Origin of the sequence: Hungatella sp. SL.1.14, from assembly GCF_024460495.1 — a bacterium.
Classification (GTDB): domain Bacteria; phylum Bacillota; class Clostridia; order Lachnospirales; family Lachnospiraceae; genus Hungatella; species Hungatella hathewayi.
This window is the reverse complement of the sequence record NZ_JANFYJ010000031.1, coordinates 64336-83267: the sequence shown is the minus strand read 5'-3', so window position 1 is coordinate 83267 and position 18932 is coordinate 64336. Positions and strand designations below refer to the sequence as shown.

The 18932-nt window shown below is 47.3% G+C and carries 12 protein-coding genes; 10 read left to right on the top strand and 2 right to left on the bottom strand.

What is annotated here, in order from left to right; translation table 11 throughout:
* Nucleotides 1–132 precede the first annotated feature (132 nt).
* The 3 genes from NE473_RS25865 to NE473_RS25855 all read left to right on the top strand — a co-directional run bounded on the left by NE473_RS25865 (nt 133) and on the right by NE473_RS25855 (nt 6510).
* Nucleotides 133–4743 (top strand): S-layer homology domain-containing protein, encoded by a 4611-nt coding sequence (locus NE473_RS25865; RefSeq protein WP_055652135.1) that lies wholly within the window; start codon nt 133–135, stop codon nt 4741–4743.
* A gap of 332 nt (nt 4744–5075) precedes the next feature.
* Nucleotides 5076–5840 carry a hypothetical protein gene (locus NE473_RS25860; RefSeq protein ID WP_242866258.1) on the top strand — a complete coding sequence of 255 codons (765 nt, stop codon included), beginning with the start codon at nt 5076–5078 and terminating at the stop codon, nt 5838–5840.
* Between the two features lie 4 nt (nt 5841–5844).
* Nucleotides 5845–6510, top strand: a complete 666-nt coding sequence (locus NE473_RS25855; protein ID WP_081035034.1) for a VanZ family protein — start codon at nt 5845–5847, stop codon at nt 6508–6510.
* Nucleotides 6511–6765: 255 nt separating this feature from the next.
* Here NE473_RS25855 and NE473_RS25850 read toward each other — a convergent pair whose 3' ends face one another.
* Both NE473_RS25850 and NE473_RS25845 read right to left on the bottom strand, forming a co-directional pair.
* Nucleotides 6766–7107, bottom strand: a complete 342-nt coding sequence (locus NE473_RS25850; RefSeq protein ID WP_006776280.1) for a DUF805 domain-containing protein — start codon at nt 7105–7107, stop codon at nt 6766–6768.
* A 167-nt stretch (nt 7108–7274) separates the two neighbouring features.
* Entirely contained in the window at nt 7275–8084 is an 810-nt protein-coding gene (locus tag NE473_RS25845) for a LytTR family transcriptional regulator (protein ID WP_022033455.1), read from the bottom strand.
* Between the two features lie 263 nt (nt 8085–8347).
* Between NE473_RS25845 and NE473_RS25840 the strand changes: the two genes are divergently transcribed.
* The 7 genes from NE473_RS25840 to NE473_RS25810 all read left to right on the top strand — a co-directional run bounded on the left by NE473_RS25840 (nt 8348) and on the right by NE473_RS25810 (nt 18908).
* Nucleotides 8348–9064, top strand: a complete 717-nt coding sequence (locus NE473_RS25840; RefSeq protein WP_172682309.1) for a LytR/AlgR family response regulator transcription factor — start codon at nt 8348–8350, stop codon at nt 9062–9064.
* Nucleotide 9065: 1 nt separating this feature from the next.
* Nucleotides 9066–10394 (top strand): sensor histidine kinase, encoded by a 1329-nt coding sequence (locus tag NE473_RS25835; RefSeq protein ID WP_055652138.1) that lies wholly within the window; start codon nt 9066–9068, stop codon nt 10392–10394.
* A 113-nt stretch (nt 10395–10507) separates the two neighbouring features.
* Nucleotides 10508–11314: a CPBP family intramembrane glutamic endopeptidase gene (locus tag NE473_RS25830; RefSeq protein WP_055652139.1), complete on the top strand. Its 807-nt coding sequence runs from the start codon at nt 10508–10510 to the stop codon at nt 11312–11314.
* A 2-nt stretch (nt 11315–11316) separates the two neighbouring features.
* Nucleotides 11317–13317 carry a type IV secretory system conjugative DNA transfer family protein gene (locus NE473_RS25825; RefSeq protein WP_081035036.1) on the top strand — a complete coding sequence of 667 codons (2001 nt, stop codon included), beginning with the start codon at nt 11317–11319 and terminating at the stop codon, nt 13315–13317.
* Nucleotides 13314–15389: a hypothetical protein gene (locus NE473_RS25820; protein ID WP_055652140.1), complete on the top strand. Its 2076-nt coding sequence runs from the start codon at nt 13314–13316 to the stop codon at nt 15387–15389. Before NE473_RS25825 ends, NE473_RS25820 begins: the two co-directional genes overlap by 4 nt.
* A gap of 28 nt (nt 15390–15417) precedes the next feature.
* A complete protein-coding gene (locus tag NE473_RS25815; RefSeq protein WP_138314213.1) occupies nt 15418–16659 on the top strand; it encodes an Mbov_0396 family ICE element transmembrane protein in 1242 nt (413 codons plus the stop codon).
* 17 nt (nt 16660–16676) lie between these two features.
* The gene (locus tag NE473_RS25810) at nt 16677–18908 is read left to right on the top strand and encodes an Mbov_0396 family ICE element transmembrane protein (RefSeq protein ID WP_055652141.1); all 2232 of its coding nucleotides are present in this window, start codon (nt 16677–16679) and stop codon (nt 18906–18908) included.
* Nucleotides 18909–18932: the final 24 nt, after the last annotated feature.

Sequence of the window (18932 nt, the reverse complement as noted above, 5' to 3'; positions counted from 1 at the left end):
TGAACCAGCGCTCCTGGAGGAGACCCCTCCTGATATGACATCACAGAATATCCTTACATCTATACCACAAAAAGAATAAGTCTATAGCCTGTTTTGCTTGGCTATAAACTTATTATACGAGGAGGGAAAAGAATGAAAAACAGGAAACATGCACGAGGCCTTTCACTGATTCTGTGCGCCGCCCTGCTGGCGGGACAACTGGGGACGACAGTTTACGCAAAGGGGATATCACCGGACATCGAAGGTTTGTGCGAACACCACCAAAAGCATACAGCAGAGTGCGGTTATAGGGCGGCTGAGGCAGGGCACCCCTGTGAACACGTTCATACGAACGATTGTTACTCGAACGAGGTGAACTGCGGCTATGAAGACGAGGACATGGAATTAGCGACGGACAGTGATGCCGTACATGAACACACGCAGGACTGTTATCCGCTGGATTGTCCCCATAAACGCGGAGAACATGACGACAATTGCGGTTACAGGGAGAGCGTGGAGAGCCAGGCCTGCGGCTATGTCTGTGACGAATGTGGGAAGGAACCTGGATTGAACCCCGAACAGCCGGAGGAAACGGCTGTATTTACCATCACACATTTTGACGAGCTGGATGAGAAGGTGCAGTTTCAGACGGTTCCTGTTGGTACCCGGATGGCTGATTTAAAATTGCCTTCCATGCTTGGCGCGTCCGGTTATACCGTGGACGAATCTAACCCGGAGACTGCCATCATTCAGAGCGTGAAGTGGGAGTCCGGCAGCACTTGGGATGAATCTGTTGGGGGCCGTTACGTCTTTACACCCATTCTTCCGGCCGGTTATACCTGTACAGAGGGGTTGAGTCTGCCGGAAATTTTCGTGCAGATTGGTGCGGAAAATGCTGCTTTGTTAAATCTTGACGATTACAATGCCGGTGATGTGGCGGTTATTAACAAAATAATTGAAAAAAATGGTCTTGCATGGACAGAGAATGCTCCTACAGACTGGGGGAAGAACGTCGTATGGGATGACAGTCCTTCAAAAAGAATTGTCGAATTGTATTTATATAAAGAGGGCTTGCACGGGGAACTGGACGTATCTGATCTGGAGGCTCTGACTACATTGGAATGCTCCTACAATACGCTGACGGCGCTGAATGTATCCGGTCTGTCCAAACTGGGAAGTCTGCTTTGCGGCTATAACGAACTGGAGAAGCTGGACTTGTCCAACCTGCCAGGTCTGTGGCATGTGTCCTGTAACGATAACCAGCTGACAGAATTGAAAGTATCCGGTTCGGACTACCTGGTAAATATAACCTGCACCAACAATCAACTGACGGAGCTGGATCTGCCTGCCCTTTCCAGGCTGACAGGTTTATCCTGCGCCAATAACAGGTTGACGGAGCTGGAACTATCAGGTCTTCCCAAACTGGATACCCTGGACTGCTCTAAAAACGAGTTGACGGAATTGGATTTGTCTGCCCAGGACAACCTGCAAATTCTGTTCTGTACCCATAATGAACTGACAGAACTGGATCTGTATGAGAAGAACAACCTGATGTTTCTGATGTTCAATAATAATCCACTGAAGTCATTTCGAGCAGTGAATGGAATTACCATGACTATTAACCAAACGAATGGAGGTACAGTAAAGGCGGATTCATTTGATTTAAACAGCCGCGAGCTGAAATTAACGGCGACGCCTGTGCTCGGATATGGTCTCAAAGAATGGAACGTATCCTCGGGTACATTAGGTCCAGGCACATCCGTTAGTATTCCACTGAATCAGAGCTTGTCAGCAGAAGCTGTTTTTGAAAATACGCATAACCTTAGTGATATAAAAGCTTTCCAGGAGATTCTTGAAGCACATCCCAGCTTAAAGAATATCAGCGGTATGGACGAAGATGACCTGACAAGCTGGCAAACAGCAAATTTGGTGACGTGGGACACGAGTAATCCGAAACGAATTACAGAGCTGAAACTCAACAACAGGTCATTGTCCGGTAAGCTGGCGGTATCTGAACTGACGGCTCTGACCAGACTGGAGTGCTACGCAAACCAGCTGGAGATACTGGAGGTGTCCGGCCTGAAGGATCTAAAGGAACTGTACTGCAGTATGAACAGTCTTACAGAACTGAAAGGGCTGGAAGACTTAACCGCGCTGACCATACTGAACTGTGATGTAAACAGGCTGGAGGCGCTGACCGGCCTGGAGAAGCTGACGAATATAACCTATCTGTACTGCTACCATAATCATCTGAAGGGAACTCTGGATGTAAGCGGTCTGATGGATCTGACTCACTTAGACTGCTCCGAAAATCAATTGACGGAGCTGGATGTGTCCGGCAAGTCCAGCTTAAAGACTCTGTACTGTTATAATAATCCGTTTACTTTCTTTAAGACAAAGGATGACCATACCCTGACTGTCAGACAAACGGCGAATGGCACGGTATGGACAACAGCATATGAGCTTGGCAGCAACAAGGTAGAATTAACGGCTGAACCTGATACCGACTATGGCTTTGAAAACTGGCCGGTTCTGCCGCTCGGTGTCCCGTCAGACACAAACCCGGTCAGCCTTTCACTGAATGATAATGTGACTGCAGAAGCGGCGTTTTCATATGTGGGAGCTGTATACACGATAAGCGGTACTGTCAAAGGAAGTGATACAGATGCAGGCATTCCAGCCACGCTTCAGTTAAAGCAGGGGAATGTCGATGTTGGCCGCGCGGTAACGGCGGACAGCAATGGCGCATACATGATTCCTGATGTCATACCGGGAACCTATATAATCGAGGTAAGCTGTACCGGGTATGAGAATAAGGTGATTGATAACATTACGGTGTCTGACACAAATGTGAACGGCAGGAACCTGACCCTGACTAAGACCTTTGTCCCCGTTACCGGAATTTCCATGATAAATGCCGCCACAGTTCATACAGGCGCCGATTTAAGCCTTGAGGCCGCAGTTATACCAGTTACTGCGACGAATACGGCCATCGAATGGAGCGTAGATGATGCGGGCAGTACGGGAGCAGCAGTCACAGGCAATACATTTAAGGCGTCGGCGGCAGGTACAGCCGCTGTAAAAGCGGTTATTAAAAATGGTCTGGCAAATGGGCGCGATTACGCGCAAACCTTTTATATCGAAGTGACATTAGAACCTGATACTACAAAGCCCACCGTATCGTTGGTCAGTCCAACAGGCAGTGATGCAGCTGTAAATGGTAAGATTGAGATTACGTTCAGTGAGGAAATGGATATCACAGAGGGCAGTGTGGCTCTTTCCGGCGGCGGCGGGACGGTAGATGTATTGGGATCATGGAGTGCAGGTGGTACGGTTTTTGCCATTGGCTATTCAGGTCTTGCTTACAATACAGACTATACGATCCATATTTCCGGCTTTAAAGACAATGCGGGCAACGAAATGGAGGCCAATACCGATCACAGATTTAAAACGGTAACGCGCAGTTTCGGAAGCTCTGATTCCGGAGGTGGAGACAGCACCGCTCAAACGAGTGCACTAAGAGACAGCTATAAGGTTTCAGGAGATAGAATTAACGAGACTATTTCACTCGCTGATTTAAAGCAGCTGGCAGATTCCGGAAGGAGCCTGACACTCTCCTGTGATAAAGCCGGTATGACCTTTCATGCGGCTGCATTGAAAGCTGTTTTCGCATCGGTACCCGCAACTGTGAACGGTATCACTTTTTCAGCCAGCCCTGCAGATTTAAACGCGTTCTCTGATGCGGCGGCACTGATCGGCGCCCGTCCGGCGTATGATTTTACGATCACCTGTAAGGACGGCAGGGGAGAAAACGAAACGGTAAAGGTGAAGTTCCCTGCAGACTCAGCTTCCATTACTCTGAATTATATACCGGAGGAAACGGAAATTACAGGCAGTCTGTTCATGGTATGTGTGGACGATTCCGGAGCTGTGATATGGCTGGATAAGTCCGGCTATGACAGAGGGAGGGTACTGGCTGACGTTCCCCACTTCTCTGTCTATGGTGTGGCCTGTAAAACGTCTGCCCCGGTGTTTTCCGATACAGCAGACCACTGGGCGAAAGAAGATATAGAATTTACAACGGCGCGTGGTTTGTTTACAGGAACGGAAAGCAATCGGTTCTTACCCGATGGGGCCATAACGCGTGGCCTGTTCGTTACTGCATTGGGACGTCTGGCGGGCGTCGATCCCGGAGCTTTTGAAACACGAAGCTTCACTGACGTAAAATCCGATACTTTCTATGCCCCGTACATCGAATGGGCTGTACAGAATAATATTGTAAAAGGGACGGGAGATGGCCTGTTCAGCCCGGAAGCACCGGTAACGCGGGAGCAGATGGCGTCTATGATTGCAAACTATGCCGGACAGATGGGTATTACGATCCCGGCAGTACTTGACGAGACTGCATTTGCCGACAGTGATACCATCAGCGCGTGGGCCGCAAAAGAAGTTAAAGCTCTGCAGCAGGCCGGTATCGTCAAAGGCAGAGTGGGAAACCGGTTTGATCCGCAGGCAGATGCCACCCGAGCTGAGGCGGCAGCCGTGCTGCACCGGTTTGTAAAAATTGTCATTGACCCGGCTTCGGCGCAGGGATGGGCCGCAAACGATTCCGGTCAGTGGTTCTATTATGAAAACGGCAGACCTGTCGTCGGATGGAAAGAGTTAGGAGGCAGGTGGTACTACTTCTATGCTGATGGTTTGATGGCCGCTGATACAGACAGTGACGGTTATAAAATAGGACCTGATGGAGTCTGGAACTCTTAAATATACTTATTTTCCTCTTTTTATGCGGAAAGCTCTAACCTAGGCGGTTAGGCATGCTTTCCGCATTTATTATTTTGGAGGTGAGGCGGAGGAATTACCGCCGCTGTCCGATTGACGGGTTTATTGACTTTTTTCCGGAGGAGGAGCGTCCCTCAGAAGATCTTATATAAAAAAACTGTTCAAGCAACTGTTTATGCTGTATAATAAATTGGATTATATTGAAAAAACATAAAAATTCAACGAATCTGGCGGTGATAACAATGGCGAAAAATCTCTCTTGTCCGGTAACTGATCCCTTAACTCAATCCTCAAGGCCAGGCTGTCCTGAAAAGATGCCTGGTTTACATGCGAATATCACCATGCAGGACATCATGGAGGCGATTGCAGAAGCCTACGAGAATCCGGCAGACGATGACTTTGGCGGCGACAGCTGTGCGGCTGAGAAGTGGAAAGAACATGCAAACTTAAATTTAATAGCGGAAGAATTTGGCATGACACCGCTGAAGGTAAGAAAACTGCTGATTACGGCCGGTTACCATTATCAGAGAGAAATTTACAGCACCCCCATAAGCCGGAAAGTGAATGATCTTTATATTGAAGGGAAGAATATAGAGGAGATCATGGAACTGACCGGACTGAGCCGCGCCTCTGTCCATGGATATCTGCCTTACAGCAAGACGGTATATAAGATGGAAGAAGAATCAGCGGCGTCTGAGCGGATCAGGCGGTATCAGGAGCGGAACTATGCATGTGAAAGACTGCGGACGGCGATTCATCTGCAGGAGCCTGAGGTGGATGAATTGCTGTGGAATACCATCATTCAGTTTGAAGGGTATCCATTCTGTACCAGCAAGGGACTTAAGTTTTCTTACATAATAAAAAAACGCAGGGACGGATCAAACAGCGGTGAGATGTTCATCAGCCGGAAAGAAAAGTCCATTACGAAGGCAACGGTGATGATTGCATTTCATAAGGCATTGGAGCTGATGGATGCGGAAGGGAGTGTATCGGGGCCGAAGAAACTGGGGACATTCGGTGCCAGCTATCTTTACCCGGTATTTATCAGATTATTTCTGCCGGAGAACAGGAGACTTTAAAACTATGTTTAACAGCATTACAAAGCTTATCTCATGGGACAGCATCTGGAATCCCTATACATTTACCGATGCAAAAATCATTGTGGCGAGTCTGCTTCTGGCGATGGCTGGAAGCATTGTTTTAACTGCGATTGTATGGGGGAGAAAAAGAGCGGCAGCGGTCTTAAAAAGAGAAATGCTTCTTTTCTGGCTTTTTACGATCTTTTCGGCCACCTTACTGGCCAGAAAAGAGACGGCAGAGCCCAAAATCAATCTGGAACTTTTCTGGACGATCCGGTATGCGTGGAAATACCATTCCGGAATCCACTGGTTCTATATTGTTGGAAATATTGCTCTTTTTATTCCGCTGGGCTTCCTGCTTCCGCTTAATGGAAAGCTGTTCCGGTCCTGTGTCCTCACGGCTCTTGCCGGCTGTCTGCTGTCCGTTTCGATCGAAGCGACTCAGCTTTTTCTGAAATTGGGATTGTGTGAACTCGATGATGTCTTTCACAACACATGGGGGACGTTACTGGGCTGCTGTATGTTCAGACTGATTACTCCTGATGCGGTGGTGCGCTCAAAAGGAAGGAAAGTGATCAACATTTTAAGCAGGGGACTCTGCGCGGTTATGCTTTTCGGTACTGTGATTACTTTTTGTATCCTGATCTGGATGAATGCGCCGGTGAAATGATCAATTTTTTTATTTAAATTGAAATAGGATGAATAAACGGCTTCGAAATGGGAAAGATAACAATATCAACGAAAGAAAAAAGAAATACTTATCCTCCCCTTTTTAACATCCTGTTCGCTGCAATGAGTGCGGCGGGCGGGGTGTTTTTTGTTCTGGAATTAAGTTTTATAATTTATAAATTTATATATAATTAAGAAGGGAGTGAAAAACTGTTTATAGTTTTCGCTCCCTTCTTAATTGAGGTATATATGTTCTTTACACCTGCATGGATCCGTAAATATTTCCTTCATCAACACTGCTTTTACAGAACCAGACGAGTAAAATAATCCCTCCCACAAGTGGAATCATGGGAAGAAAGACCCACCAGCCGCATCGGTTGATATCGTGAAGGCGGCGAATTTCAAGAGCGAAGAGCGGTATGATAGACGCGAATACATAAATGCCCGTTAATACAGCGAAAATTAACGTGAAATTACTCAGCAGCGTCAAAACGATCGTAACGATGATGTGAAACGCGATTGCCAGCCAATATCCGCGTCTTGAAGTGCGTCCCTTAAAATTCGCAAAGTTTTTCCATATTGATAAATATTCTGGCATGGTATACTTCTCCTCTTTTGTCTGTATGATTTTTATCGCACAAGTTGTTTATATCCTAGCATACTATTTTATTTGTGTCAAATACAAGAATTAAAGGGTAAAAATATAAAATAAAAAGCAAACAGACAGAAGAATATTCGCAGATTCTGCAAAAATATGGAAAGAGACTAGGGCCTTTTTTCTAAAAATCTTTTAAGACTCATGTAACGTTCCTTGCTGACAGGAAGAACCTGACCATTGAGTAAGGTTGCCTCATAGCGGCAAAGGGAACGGATATATCCGGTATTCACGAGGAAGCTTTTGTGAATCCGCTGAAAGTCTTCCGGTACAGCCTGTTCATGCGCAGCCAACAGCCCGTATGCCTGAAAACTGCCATTTGTCGTGTAGACAGTGGTCCACTGAAGCGCGGCCTGCATATATATGATCTCGGATGGATGCAGGTAACGGTGCCTTTTTTCTCGATCGCGAAAATCCAGTTTTGGTCCATTTGTCTTAAGGGAATCCAGGCGTTTCATAAATTCAAAATAATCGGAATCACTGGTCAAAGGTTTTGCTGAAGGTACAAGCTGGTTTAAGGGGATATCCTGCGCATGTGAGCCGTGGACATGGGCCAGAGTGATCACTCCGTTGATTCGTTTCCAAACGTAGGTGCCTCGTACATGAGCATGCATAACGGAACCGTCCTCGAGAATTGCAGTTACCTGGTAGCGTCCGTATAATACCCATACATTTCGTTCGTGAAACAGCAGATGGTACTCCTCGTCAGACAGATACACAGGAGGCTCTTCATATTCTTTTTTTGTCACTTGTAAAAAAGATTCCAGACCTTCGCACCATTGGAAATCGTTCGATCCTATCCACATAAAATCTTTCGCCATGGGAGCTGTTGTAATCTCCGGATTTCGGTTATAGAAGCTTCGAACATTATCCCGGGTCATTTGGATAATCTCTGATTCTGAAATACTGGACTTTCCCATTTGTTTTCCTCCTCAATCTCGTAAAATCAGTATATCAGATTCCTATGGCGTTTACAAGCGCGTTTACAAGGAAATCACGTCATATTCAGGAAAAAAGTCGAAAAAATATACTGTTTATTATCATATATATACTAATAATTATTAAAATTGACAATGAAAAAACACCATGATAAAATTTACAGGAGGGTGCGTAAGTGATCTGATTTGTGCTGGAAATATCTTTCGTGCTTTCGTTTAATGAACGGTTAATGGAGGACATTAAAATGAATATAGCAGTTTGTGAAGATGAGGAAAACATCCGTAATTTCTTGTTGGGCAGTCTTAAAGAAGAACTCAGATGTCGCAGACTGTACGCAAATGTGCAGACTTACGAGAGCGGTGAAGCGCTTTTGGAAGCGATGAAGCATATGACATTTGAAATTTATTTTCTTGATATTTTTATGCCGGGAGTCAGCGGCGTATCAGTGGCAGAGACACTGCGTGCGAAGGATTCTGATGCGGCCATCGTATTTACTACCTTCAGCCAGGATTATTATGCGGCTGGATTTGCAGTGGGAGCTGTCCATTATCTGGTGAAACCATTGAAAAGAGAAGATATCAGCGAGGCTTTTAAACGGTGCTTAAAACAGGTTGGCGAGATGGAACGGTATATTGAACTGACAATCGACCGGGAAAACCGCCGGATTATGCTTCCTGATTTTATCTGGGTGGAATCGAAAGACAAGGTATGTGAACTGCATCTGAAATCGGGAGCGTTTCGAACCTATCTGCAGCTCAATACACTGGAGTGCATGCTTGAAGATTCCCGTTTCCTGCGATGTCATCGCAGTTTTATTATCAATATGGATTATGTGTCCAGGATGGAAAATGGCAGATTTTATATGTCGGACGGAGCAGTTATTCCTGTCCGGCAGGCAGAGCGGGGGCGTTTTCGTATTGTATATGAAGACTATATGTTTGAAAAAATGAGGAGGCGGTGAAATGAAAGAAGCTTTGTTGCTGGCGGTGGGAAGGCTTGTTTGTACAACGCCCTGGTATGTGATCTGCTGCGTTCCTTTTTATGCACACCGACGCATCAGCCGCAGTAAAATAGCGGCGGTGATCACGGGGATCAGCATGCTTTTTTTTGTTTGTAATTTCTATCTTCAGTTTCGTTATGACAACTTTAAGACTCATGGAAGTCTTGTTTTTTGTGCGCTTTATATTATTTTAATCGGACTGTTTGTGTGGGGATTCCACGTGGAGTTTGCAAAGCTTTTGTATGTGTTCCTGATTGTACAGGCGATTTCCACTGCGATTAACTATATCGCTGCAATTATGCTGAAACCCTTTTTCAAAGATATGCGGATTTCTCTTCATACAACTCCGGTCTATATACTTGTCATTTTTTTTCTAACCATTGCGGTATACCCACTTCTCTGGTATTTCTTTTCCCATCAGCTTCGGGAAGCAGTGGAGGAATTGAAGGATCGGGATTTTCGATTGCTCTGTATCCCTCCGGTGCTGATTTTTATTATTACTGTGATTTTTAACGATGTAGGGGTTAATCCCGCAATACCACAGAGTCAGGCGATTGCGATTTTTCTGTTGATCACTGCATCAGGTCTGATCACTTATTTCCTGCATGTTCGTCTGGCATTGGATGCCGTGCGGCGAATTCGGCTGGAGATGGAGATGGAAGCCATAGAGAGTCAGATTGCAGTCCAGGAGCAGAGCTATGCACAGCTTACACAGAACATTGAAAGCGCACGCGCGGCGCGTCATGATCTGCGCCATCATCTGGCGGCCATGTCCGCTTTTTTGGAAAACAGTGATATGGAGGGCCTTTTAGAATATCTGGCAGAATACAGAAGAAGTCTGCCGGTCGAATTTGACCAGCCCCAGTGCGCAAACCATGCGGTAGATGTGGTAGTCCGGTACTATTTGCAGCAGGCTAAGGAGGCAGGGGCAGAACTGGATATCAAACTGGACGTACCGGTCGGCGCGGGATTTCGTGATACAGATCTGGTCATCGTCTTTGGAAATCTTTTTGAAAACGCAGCTCAGGGGATTTCCCGTCAGACAGCGGGAAAACGGTACATAACTGCAAGATGCGGAATGGAACAGGGGAAGCTGATTCTTACGATTGATAATTCTACCGGGCCGGGAGATGCGGAATATAAAAGCAGCACCGGCCTTGGAATTGGACAGTCATCGGTGAAAGCCGTGGCTCAAAAGTATCATGGGTCAGTGCGCTTTGAATTTAAAGAGGATATTTACAAAGCCTCGGTTTTGATGGTAATGCCTGTATCAGAAAAAGTACAAGAATAGATTTCGGTGATTCAAAGATAGATTTCGGTGGTTCTGTTGAAGTGAAAGACAGAATCTGTAATACTACAATACGGCGTTACTGCGAGTCGAGTCCGCGGAGGGGAGAAAGTTATATGATTGATGAGCGTACAAAAGCGATTGGCAGTATGTTTTTTATACTGCTGTGTTATATTTTGTCCTATGGGATTTTGAATGCGCTGTTGAGCGGATATCACGCGGATGCCTGCTTTGTTCAGATGCTGAGCGGAAGCTTTTTGCTCTATATGATTTGGAAACGGGAAAAGAAGAAACAGATTAATTTCTTTGAGGAGAGCAGATTTCTTCCATTTCCGCAAAGCTGGAAGCCTCTTGGCTGGGCGGTATTGCTGGGAATCGGCCTGAACTGTTTTGTAGGGGGATTTATTAATCTGCTCCCGTTAAGCGACCGTATGGTGTCAAGCTACATGGAAGCCTCCTCCGCACCTGTACGGGGAGTGGCTCCGGCAATGGCCTTTGTGATTATTTCGATCATTGCCCCTTTTATTGAGGAATGCCTGTTCCGGGGGGTGATATTGAGGCGCATGAGGAAATCCATGGATGATCTGGCGGCGATTGCACTGACTTCCACTGTGTTCGGATTGCTGCACGGGCAGATTATCTGGATCATGTATGCAATTATACTTGGGATGGTCTTAGGACTGGTTTATGTTCTGTATGACAGTATCTATCCGGCGATTGTTCTGCACATGAGTTTTAACCTGGTATCCGGAATACCGATGATTTTAAATCAGCAGGGTCTTGTATACCGCTTTACCTATGGTAATCCGTTTTTTCTGTTTCTTATGATGGCAGGCGGGTTTACAGGCGTGGCAGTAATCCTGTATCGGATTTACTTTAAGAGCTTTATGCAGAAAACTACAACAGCAGGCAGGGGAGAATGAATATGGAAGTCAAAGGAATTATTAAAAAAATATTGATTTATGGGGGACTGTTTATCTGTGTTTCGCTGGCGGTCGGGATTGCGATCGAGGGTATGATCGTTTATTTGATGGCTGGTATGAATGGGGAGACGGTTCCGTTTTTTTCCTGGTCTTATTTCGCTGAGGCCGATACCTACAAGTACGGGTTTGGGTTAACGCTTGCAGCAATTCTGCTATATCAGGTATTTTCCAATCAAAACAGTAAAAAAGCAAAGAGGATGCTGAAGGGGAAAGCAAAGGGAGTCGAATCAGTTCTGGAGAATTCCCGCTTTATGACGGATAAGGAACGAAATGAGATATTCCCCGGATACGGTTTTGCTCAGTCCGCTGAAAAGAAAAAGGATGGGGTTCCGGTACGGGCTGTATATGATAAGAAGAAAGGTCTGCAGGTGAATCTGGCTTCTCCCATGCACGCGTTAATCATTGGTTCTACCGGAAGCGGTAAGACGACTACCTTTATCAATCCCATGATTCAGATCCTGGGTGCATCCGATGCAGGATCGTCCATGATCATGACGGATCCTAAGGGTGAGTTGTTCCAGCTCCATTCTGGCTTCTTGAAAGAACGGGGCTATCAAGTCATGGTTTTGGACCTTCGTGATACATATGAATCCTATCGCTGGAATCCGCTGGGCGATATCTACGACCGGTACCAGCTCTACATTGAGGCCGGAAAAGGAATTTACATAAGGAACGATGCACCGGAAAATTCAGGTCTGGAGCTTCAGGATGATTTGGAAAAATTCGGTGAGGAGTGGTACGAGTACCAGGGACAGGGGTATGCGGACCGCAGGGAGCTGATTACCGTTGTTAAGATTAAAAAACAGAAAATTTACGATGAGTTATACGAGGATTTAAACGATCTGGTTGGAGTGCTTTGTCCCATCGAGTCAAAAGACGATCCGATGTGGGAAAAAGGCGCGCGTTCCATTGTAATGGCTACGCTTTTAGCCATGCTGGAGGACAGTGAGAATCCGGAACTGGGAATGACGAAGGATAAGTTTAATTTCTATAATCTGAACAAGGCCATGTCCAATTCTGAGAACAATTTTGAAGAACTGAAGAATTATTTCGCTGGACGCCCCATGACGTCCAGATGTGTGACATTAAGCCGCCAGGTTCTGTCGGCAGCCGACAGCACCCTGTCCAGCTACATGTCCATCGCTTTTGATAAGCTGAACATGTTTAATGACGAAGGGCTCTGCGCTCTGACCAGCAATACTGACATTGACCCCAACTGCTTTGCAGATGAGAAGACGGCTCTGTTCTTAAAGATCCCGGATGAAAAGGATACGAGACACGGACTGGCTTCCATGTTTATTCTCTGCATCTACAAAGCGCTGATTAAAAAGGCATCGGCCAGAGAGGACTTATCTCTTCCGAGAAACGTCTATTTTATACTGGATGAGTTTGGAAACATGCCTCAGATTAATAAGTTTGACAAGATGATCACCGTAGGGCGAAGCCGTAAGATCTGGTTTAACATGGTTGTTCAGTCCTATGCCCAGTTAAACAATGTCTACGGGGATACGGTAGCCAATATCATTAAGAGCAACTGCGGAATGAAGATGTTTATCGGTTCCAATGATATTGAGACGTGTAAGGAATTTTCAGAGCTCTGCGGCAATATGACGGTTACGACGGCCAGTGTCTCCAATGGCGGCCAGGATAAAGATATCTCTGTATCCAGCCAGCTTCAGACGAGACCGCTTATCTATCCTTCAGAGCTGCAGAAACTGAACAACAAGCAGAGTACCGGGAATTCCATTATCGTAACCTTTGGAAATTATCCGTTAAAAACTCAGTTTACGCCCAGTTATCAGTGCCCGCTTTATAAAATTGGAGCGATGGATTTAACCGAGGCGCGGAGAAATGTTTTCTTTGGCGACGAGGTTTATTACGACCTTGGAGAGAGGAACCGAAGTGTGCTGAATACGGAAGAAGGAAGGGAGAAAGAGGCATGAAGAGAAGAAGCGTGATAGCTTTCATCGTCTGTCTGATGGTGTACACCGGTTTTGGACGGATTGCGTATGGAGCGGAGAGAATCGTTTCCGATGAAAAGGGACCGGGAAAGTCCACGGTAACGCTGACAGAGACGTATAACCAGGAAATGGGGCTTTATGAAGAGCAGTTTGCAGGAGGACGCCGTTTTGTTACGAATATTCCTAATGGGGGACAGATGTATGACGCGGCCTACATTTCCCTTGGCGGAAGCATCCGCGGAAAGCTGGAACGCGACGGCGTAAGTATTGCCATTCCCGCGAACGGTTATCTCTACGATCCGGGTTACTATATTCTTACGGTGGAGGCCCAGCAGGTGGGAAAATCCATCTATGAGACCGCCGTATTTTCATTCCGGCTCTTAGGACAGCCCAGGGGTGCTGTCAATACCGAAGAATACTCTCATCCGAAGATCGTATGCGGTACAGAGGTGACGAGTGTGGCGGGAAGAGATGGCTGGTATCGTTTTGCTATGCCTAACTATAAAAGTGTGTTTTCCTCACTTTCACAGAATAACAGCACTGTGTCCTCTGCCACCTTTTATATCCCGGGAAATGTAGGTGCATCCCTGACCAGAGATGGGGCGGCGGTTTCTCTGATTAATCAGGTGGAGATAACGGCTCCGGGACAGTATCAGCTCAAAGCATGGGCGGAGAGCTATGGACCGGACAATGCGTGCCCGGTCTGGTACGAAACAACGATTTCCTTTACGATTCCCCAGCCGGAGTCGGAGGCAGCAGCGGCTTTTTCCAGTCTCTTTGGTTCAGGCGGGCAGGGAGATGAAAAAGAAAATCTGGAGACAGCGGAGACGCTGAGTGAGATATACCACGAAAATGCGGACTTATACGAGGAGGCGTTTTCTAACGGAACCGTTTTCTATACGAATACTGCAGGCGGCAGTATTACAGGCGGCAACGTCTATCTGGATATTCCGTCTAATATATCTGTTGTCATGATGAAGGATGGCAAGCCTGTAGCGTTTGAGAGCAAGGTTCCGATTAATGAAGAGGGAACATATCTGTTGAATCTGTCTACCGGTTACAGGGAAGACGGCGTCGTACATACGCTGACCAGCACTTTCCGCTTCCGCATTCAGAGAAGCCTTGGGGCAGCGCTGCCTGAAGAGGAGAATATGTCGGCACCGGCGGAGGGAGAGGAAGTTTCCCCGGTGGAATCAGACATTGACATGCCGGAAGAGATAACGGAATCGCTTTCTGGTGAATCGGAACGTACGGGAAGTGAAAGCTATGATGCAGACCGTGGGATGTTCCTGCATCAGTTTACCGATGGAACCAGCTTTTACATCAATGTTCCGCAGAACGCTGTGGTGAACGATGCTGTCCGGGCAGAGCTCCCGGAGCAGGCGACTGCAGTATTGACGATGGAGGATGGCCCGTCAATGGAGTATGAATCCGGCTCAACCATAGGGGACCATGGGTCTTACGCTCTTACCGTTGAGACGGCAGGGGGAGAGACTGTGACATGGAACTTCAGGATCATTCTTCATGCGGTGAATGATGTGACGGCTTTCACGGCACCCGATGGGTATTTGATTGCAAGTGTGAATCTAACAGACAAACTTGGCGAATCGAGTGAGACTCTGGAACAAGCCTCTTACTCCCTTACCGGGGATGGAACATACAGCTTTATTTTGAAAGGGAAGGAAGCAGGGCTGCCGGAGTTGTTTACTGTAATCATTCAGGACACTGAGGCACCTGTCGTCACCTTTGAAGGCGTGGACGATAAGGGCAAGGCAAAAAAAGGCTCATTTTCCTATTCCTGTGATGAGGAGAATGTATCGATTTCCATTAAAAAGGGGAATAAGGCGGTCAACACGCTGGGCAACACAGTGAAGGGCTCGGGAACGTATACGGTTACGGCTGTGGATGCCGCGGGCAATACCAGTGTCTATCAGATTAAGGCGGGAGTTCACCTCAATATGTTCTCCTATATCCTGCTGGTGATATTGGCGATCATAGTCGGAATACTGATTATATTTTATTCGGTAAACAGAGATCAGATGAAGGTACGATAAGCAGACAGGAAAGGGAGATGACATGCAGATGGACAGAGTGTATATGATACCTCTCGGATTTAATTTCATAAAGTGGCTCGGAGATCATCTGCTGAAGCCGATCATTGACGCGATTGTCAAGATTCTGGATCCCATCTTTACGGGATTTTTGGATTTCCTTGGCGACATGATCGTAAAGATGCTGGCCGGGGTATTTTATGCTATCTATACATCGCTTTTGTCCATGGTAGATTTCTCACAGACGATTTTTGATTTTCTGTCCGGTGCGAGGAAGGTCTATTCCCCTCAGGGAGGTTTTGCACTGGAAGACTATATGCTGAATTTCTTTATCAACTACGGTCCGGTTAAGAAGGCCTTTACAGGGATATTCATAGTCAGCCTGAGTCTTTGTACCATTTTTACAGTTATCGCCTGTGCTCAGGCGGCGGCAAACTATACGGATACGGGCAGAAAAGTGCGGGATGTCCTTCATGATCTATGGAAGGCGCTGCTTACGTATATCCTTGTGCAGGTGTTGGTGATTGCAACCATAGGCCTGACCAACAACCTTTTGACTGTGGTGGATAAGAGTATCCAGGTGGCGTCCATGGATAACCCTTCCGAGATTAAGTCTGACGGAATCCGGGTGGCTAACGTGATCTTTATTTCAACGACGTTAAGCGCTGCAAAGAATACGACGGCTACCATCCACGACCCCCTGAATGCCGACCCGTGGAAGAGCTATTACACGGGGGCGGCAAAATACACGGATGACAATGCGCTGAAAAACGATTTTGACGCGACGAAGGTAGATTACGTAAGCGGATATCTGTGCTGTATTTTTATGGTATTTGTCATGTTCAGCGCCGTTTTCCTGTTTATACAGCGATTTTTTGAGGTGGTGCTGCTGTATATCATATCGCCGTTTTTCGTAGCCTCCATGCCGCTTGACGGCGGGAGCCGGTTTAGCGCATGGCGGGAGATGTTTATAGCGAAATGTCTTGCCAGCTACGGGATCGTGGTGATTATGCGGCTGTTTATGATCTTCCTTCCCATCTTTATGGGAGATATTGAATACAGCAAGAACAGCACGGTCAATGCGATGATTCGTCTGCTTCTGGTATTGGGAAGCTGTATTGCGGTAAAGAAGGGCTCCGGCATTCTCCTGCAGGTGATCAATCCGCAGGCGGCCCAGTCATCCGAGTCGGCGATGGGCAGTCTGACGGCCATCGCCATGACGGCGCGAAGCGTGGCAGCCAGCGGAAGCCATGCATTCCGCGGCAAAAAATAAGAGAGAGGAGGAGATCTATGGGAACCAGTCAGTATATGTATACGTATTTAGGCATCTTCGACAAAATTGCCGAGTGGGTGTTCAGCGGGATTTCCAAGGCGATTTCCTGGCTCTTTAAGACTATTTTCGGGCCGATTTTTGAGGCGGTGCTCAATCCGGTGGCCAACGCTATCGTCGATGCGGTAAAAAGCGCCATGGCCGATGCGTTTTTCTATATTTTTCAGAAGCTTCTGTATCTCATCGATACGATTGAACGGGCGGCCAAGATTTTTTCTGGAGCTGAGTATGTGACCTATGAAGGAAAGCAGTGGTCCCTGATTAATATCCTGATCTTTGGAGAAGGAACAGTAGGCCGGGCTATCAAATATATGACTTATATAGCGGTACTGTTTGCGTTTGTGTTTGCGTTTATCTCGCTGAGCCGTTCAATCTTTGATTTGGAGACAGACAACAGAAGGCCCATCGGCGTTGTGCTGAACTACTGTCTGAAGGCTGTCATATCATTTCTCCTGGTTCCGGTCATGTGTGTGGCGGGATTTCAGCTCAGCAGCCTGCTGATTCAGGTGACCAGCCAGGTGACCGCCCCGGGAGGCAGCGCCGTGACCATAGCGGATGAGTTGTTCAGGACATGCGCCATGGGGGCATTTAAGACGGGAAAGGGGATAGGTGATTTATCTGGCGGTCTGTGGACCGACATCGCCAATACGAAGAAGGTGCTGGACCTTGCAAAGGTGGACTACATCACGGCCTATCTCTGCTCTCTCTTTATGATCTGGAATCTGTGCAGCATCAGCTTTGTATTTATACAGAGAATGTTTGAGATGATTCTTCTGTATCTGGCATCGCCCTTCTTTGTGGCCACCATGACGCTAGATGGAGGAGAGAAATTCCAAAGATGGAAAAATACCTTTATCGGAAAAGCGATTACCGGGATGGGGACGCTGATACTGCTCAATCTCTTCCTGATCCTGGTGCCCTTAATTACCAGTGATACGATCATCTTATCGGCAGGAGTCGCCGAGTCGGGGAATGCAGCTCAGCAGGCCTACACGGCGCTTACGAAGCTTCTCTTTATCCTCGGGTCTATTATGGCAGTAAAAAACGGCGGCTCACTTCTGACCTCCATCGTCGATGCCCAGACCGGCTCGGCGGAACAGGCCGCCAGCCAGCAGACATCGGCCATGATGGCAGGCGCCCTGCTGGGCGGAACCCGTATGGTGCGGGGCGGCGCGGCCAAATGGTCGGCCGGTAAGGAACAGCGCACGATGAAGAGGGAAGGCAAGGCGTTCATAAAAGGGGAGAGGGAGTATAAGAGGAATGAGCAGGCAGCCTCGGCCATGCAGGCCAGAGGCGATATACAGGGCGCTTCCAGGCTTCGCTCACTGAATGAAAGCCGCCATGCGCGTTCTCTGGTCCGGGCTGAGAAGGCCGGACTGGGAACTGCTTCCAGAGACCGCACCGGGAAGGTGGTCAGCAATGGGAAGTTCCAGTTAAAGGGCGGCGAACAGATGAAGGATATCAAGAAGCAGCTTAACAAAGTAAGAGGAAAATCCGGTATTATATATAATCTGGAGCACGGCTCGAAGAAAGTGGGGCAGAAGATTCATAATCTGCAGCGTGACCTGGATGAGAGATCCGAGATGTCAGATCTGAGAAAGAACAATGAAATGAGCAGCATTGAGGAAGGCTTTGGGTATCAGCTTAAGTCCATTAGAAGCAGTTACGATAAGAAGACAGCTAAAAATCCAATTATCGAGGGGCTCCGTAAAGGCGGGCTGTCCGTAGGCGGTGGAGAATCACCGAAACCACCGGGACCGCCGAAACCACCGGGACCGCCAAAACCGCCGATACCGCCGAAAGCATCGGCTCCGTCGAAACCGTCGGAAGCGCCGGAACCATCGGAGACGTCGAAACCGTCGGAATCTTCGATACCGCCGGAACCACCAAAAACGTCAGAAGCGTCGAAACCATCGGAAACGCTGGAAGCATCGGAAACTCCGATACCGCCGGAACCGCCCAAAGTGTCGGAACCGCCCAAAACGTCGGAACCGACCAAACCATCGGAATCGTCGATACCACCGGAACGGCCTAAAACATCGGAACCATTAAAACCGTCGAAACCATCGGAAACTCTGAAACCGTCGGAAGCACCAAAACCGTCGGAAGCATCGATACCGCCGGAACCACCCAAAACATCGGAATCGTCGAAACAAAAGGATAAATCCGATTTGCCGGGAAGCGATACGTAATGTAAAGGATAAAAAAGAGGTGAA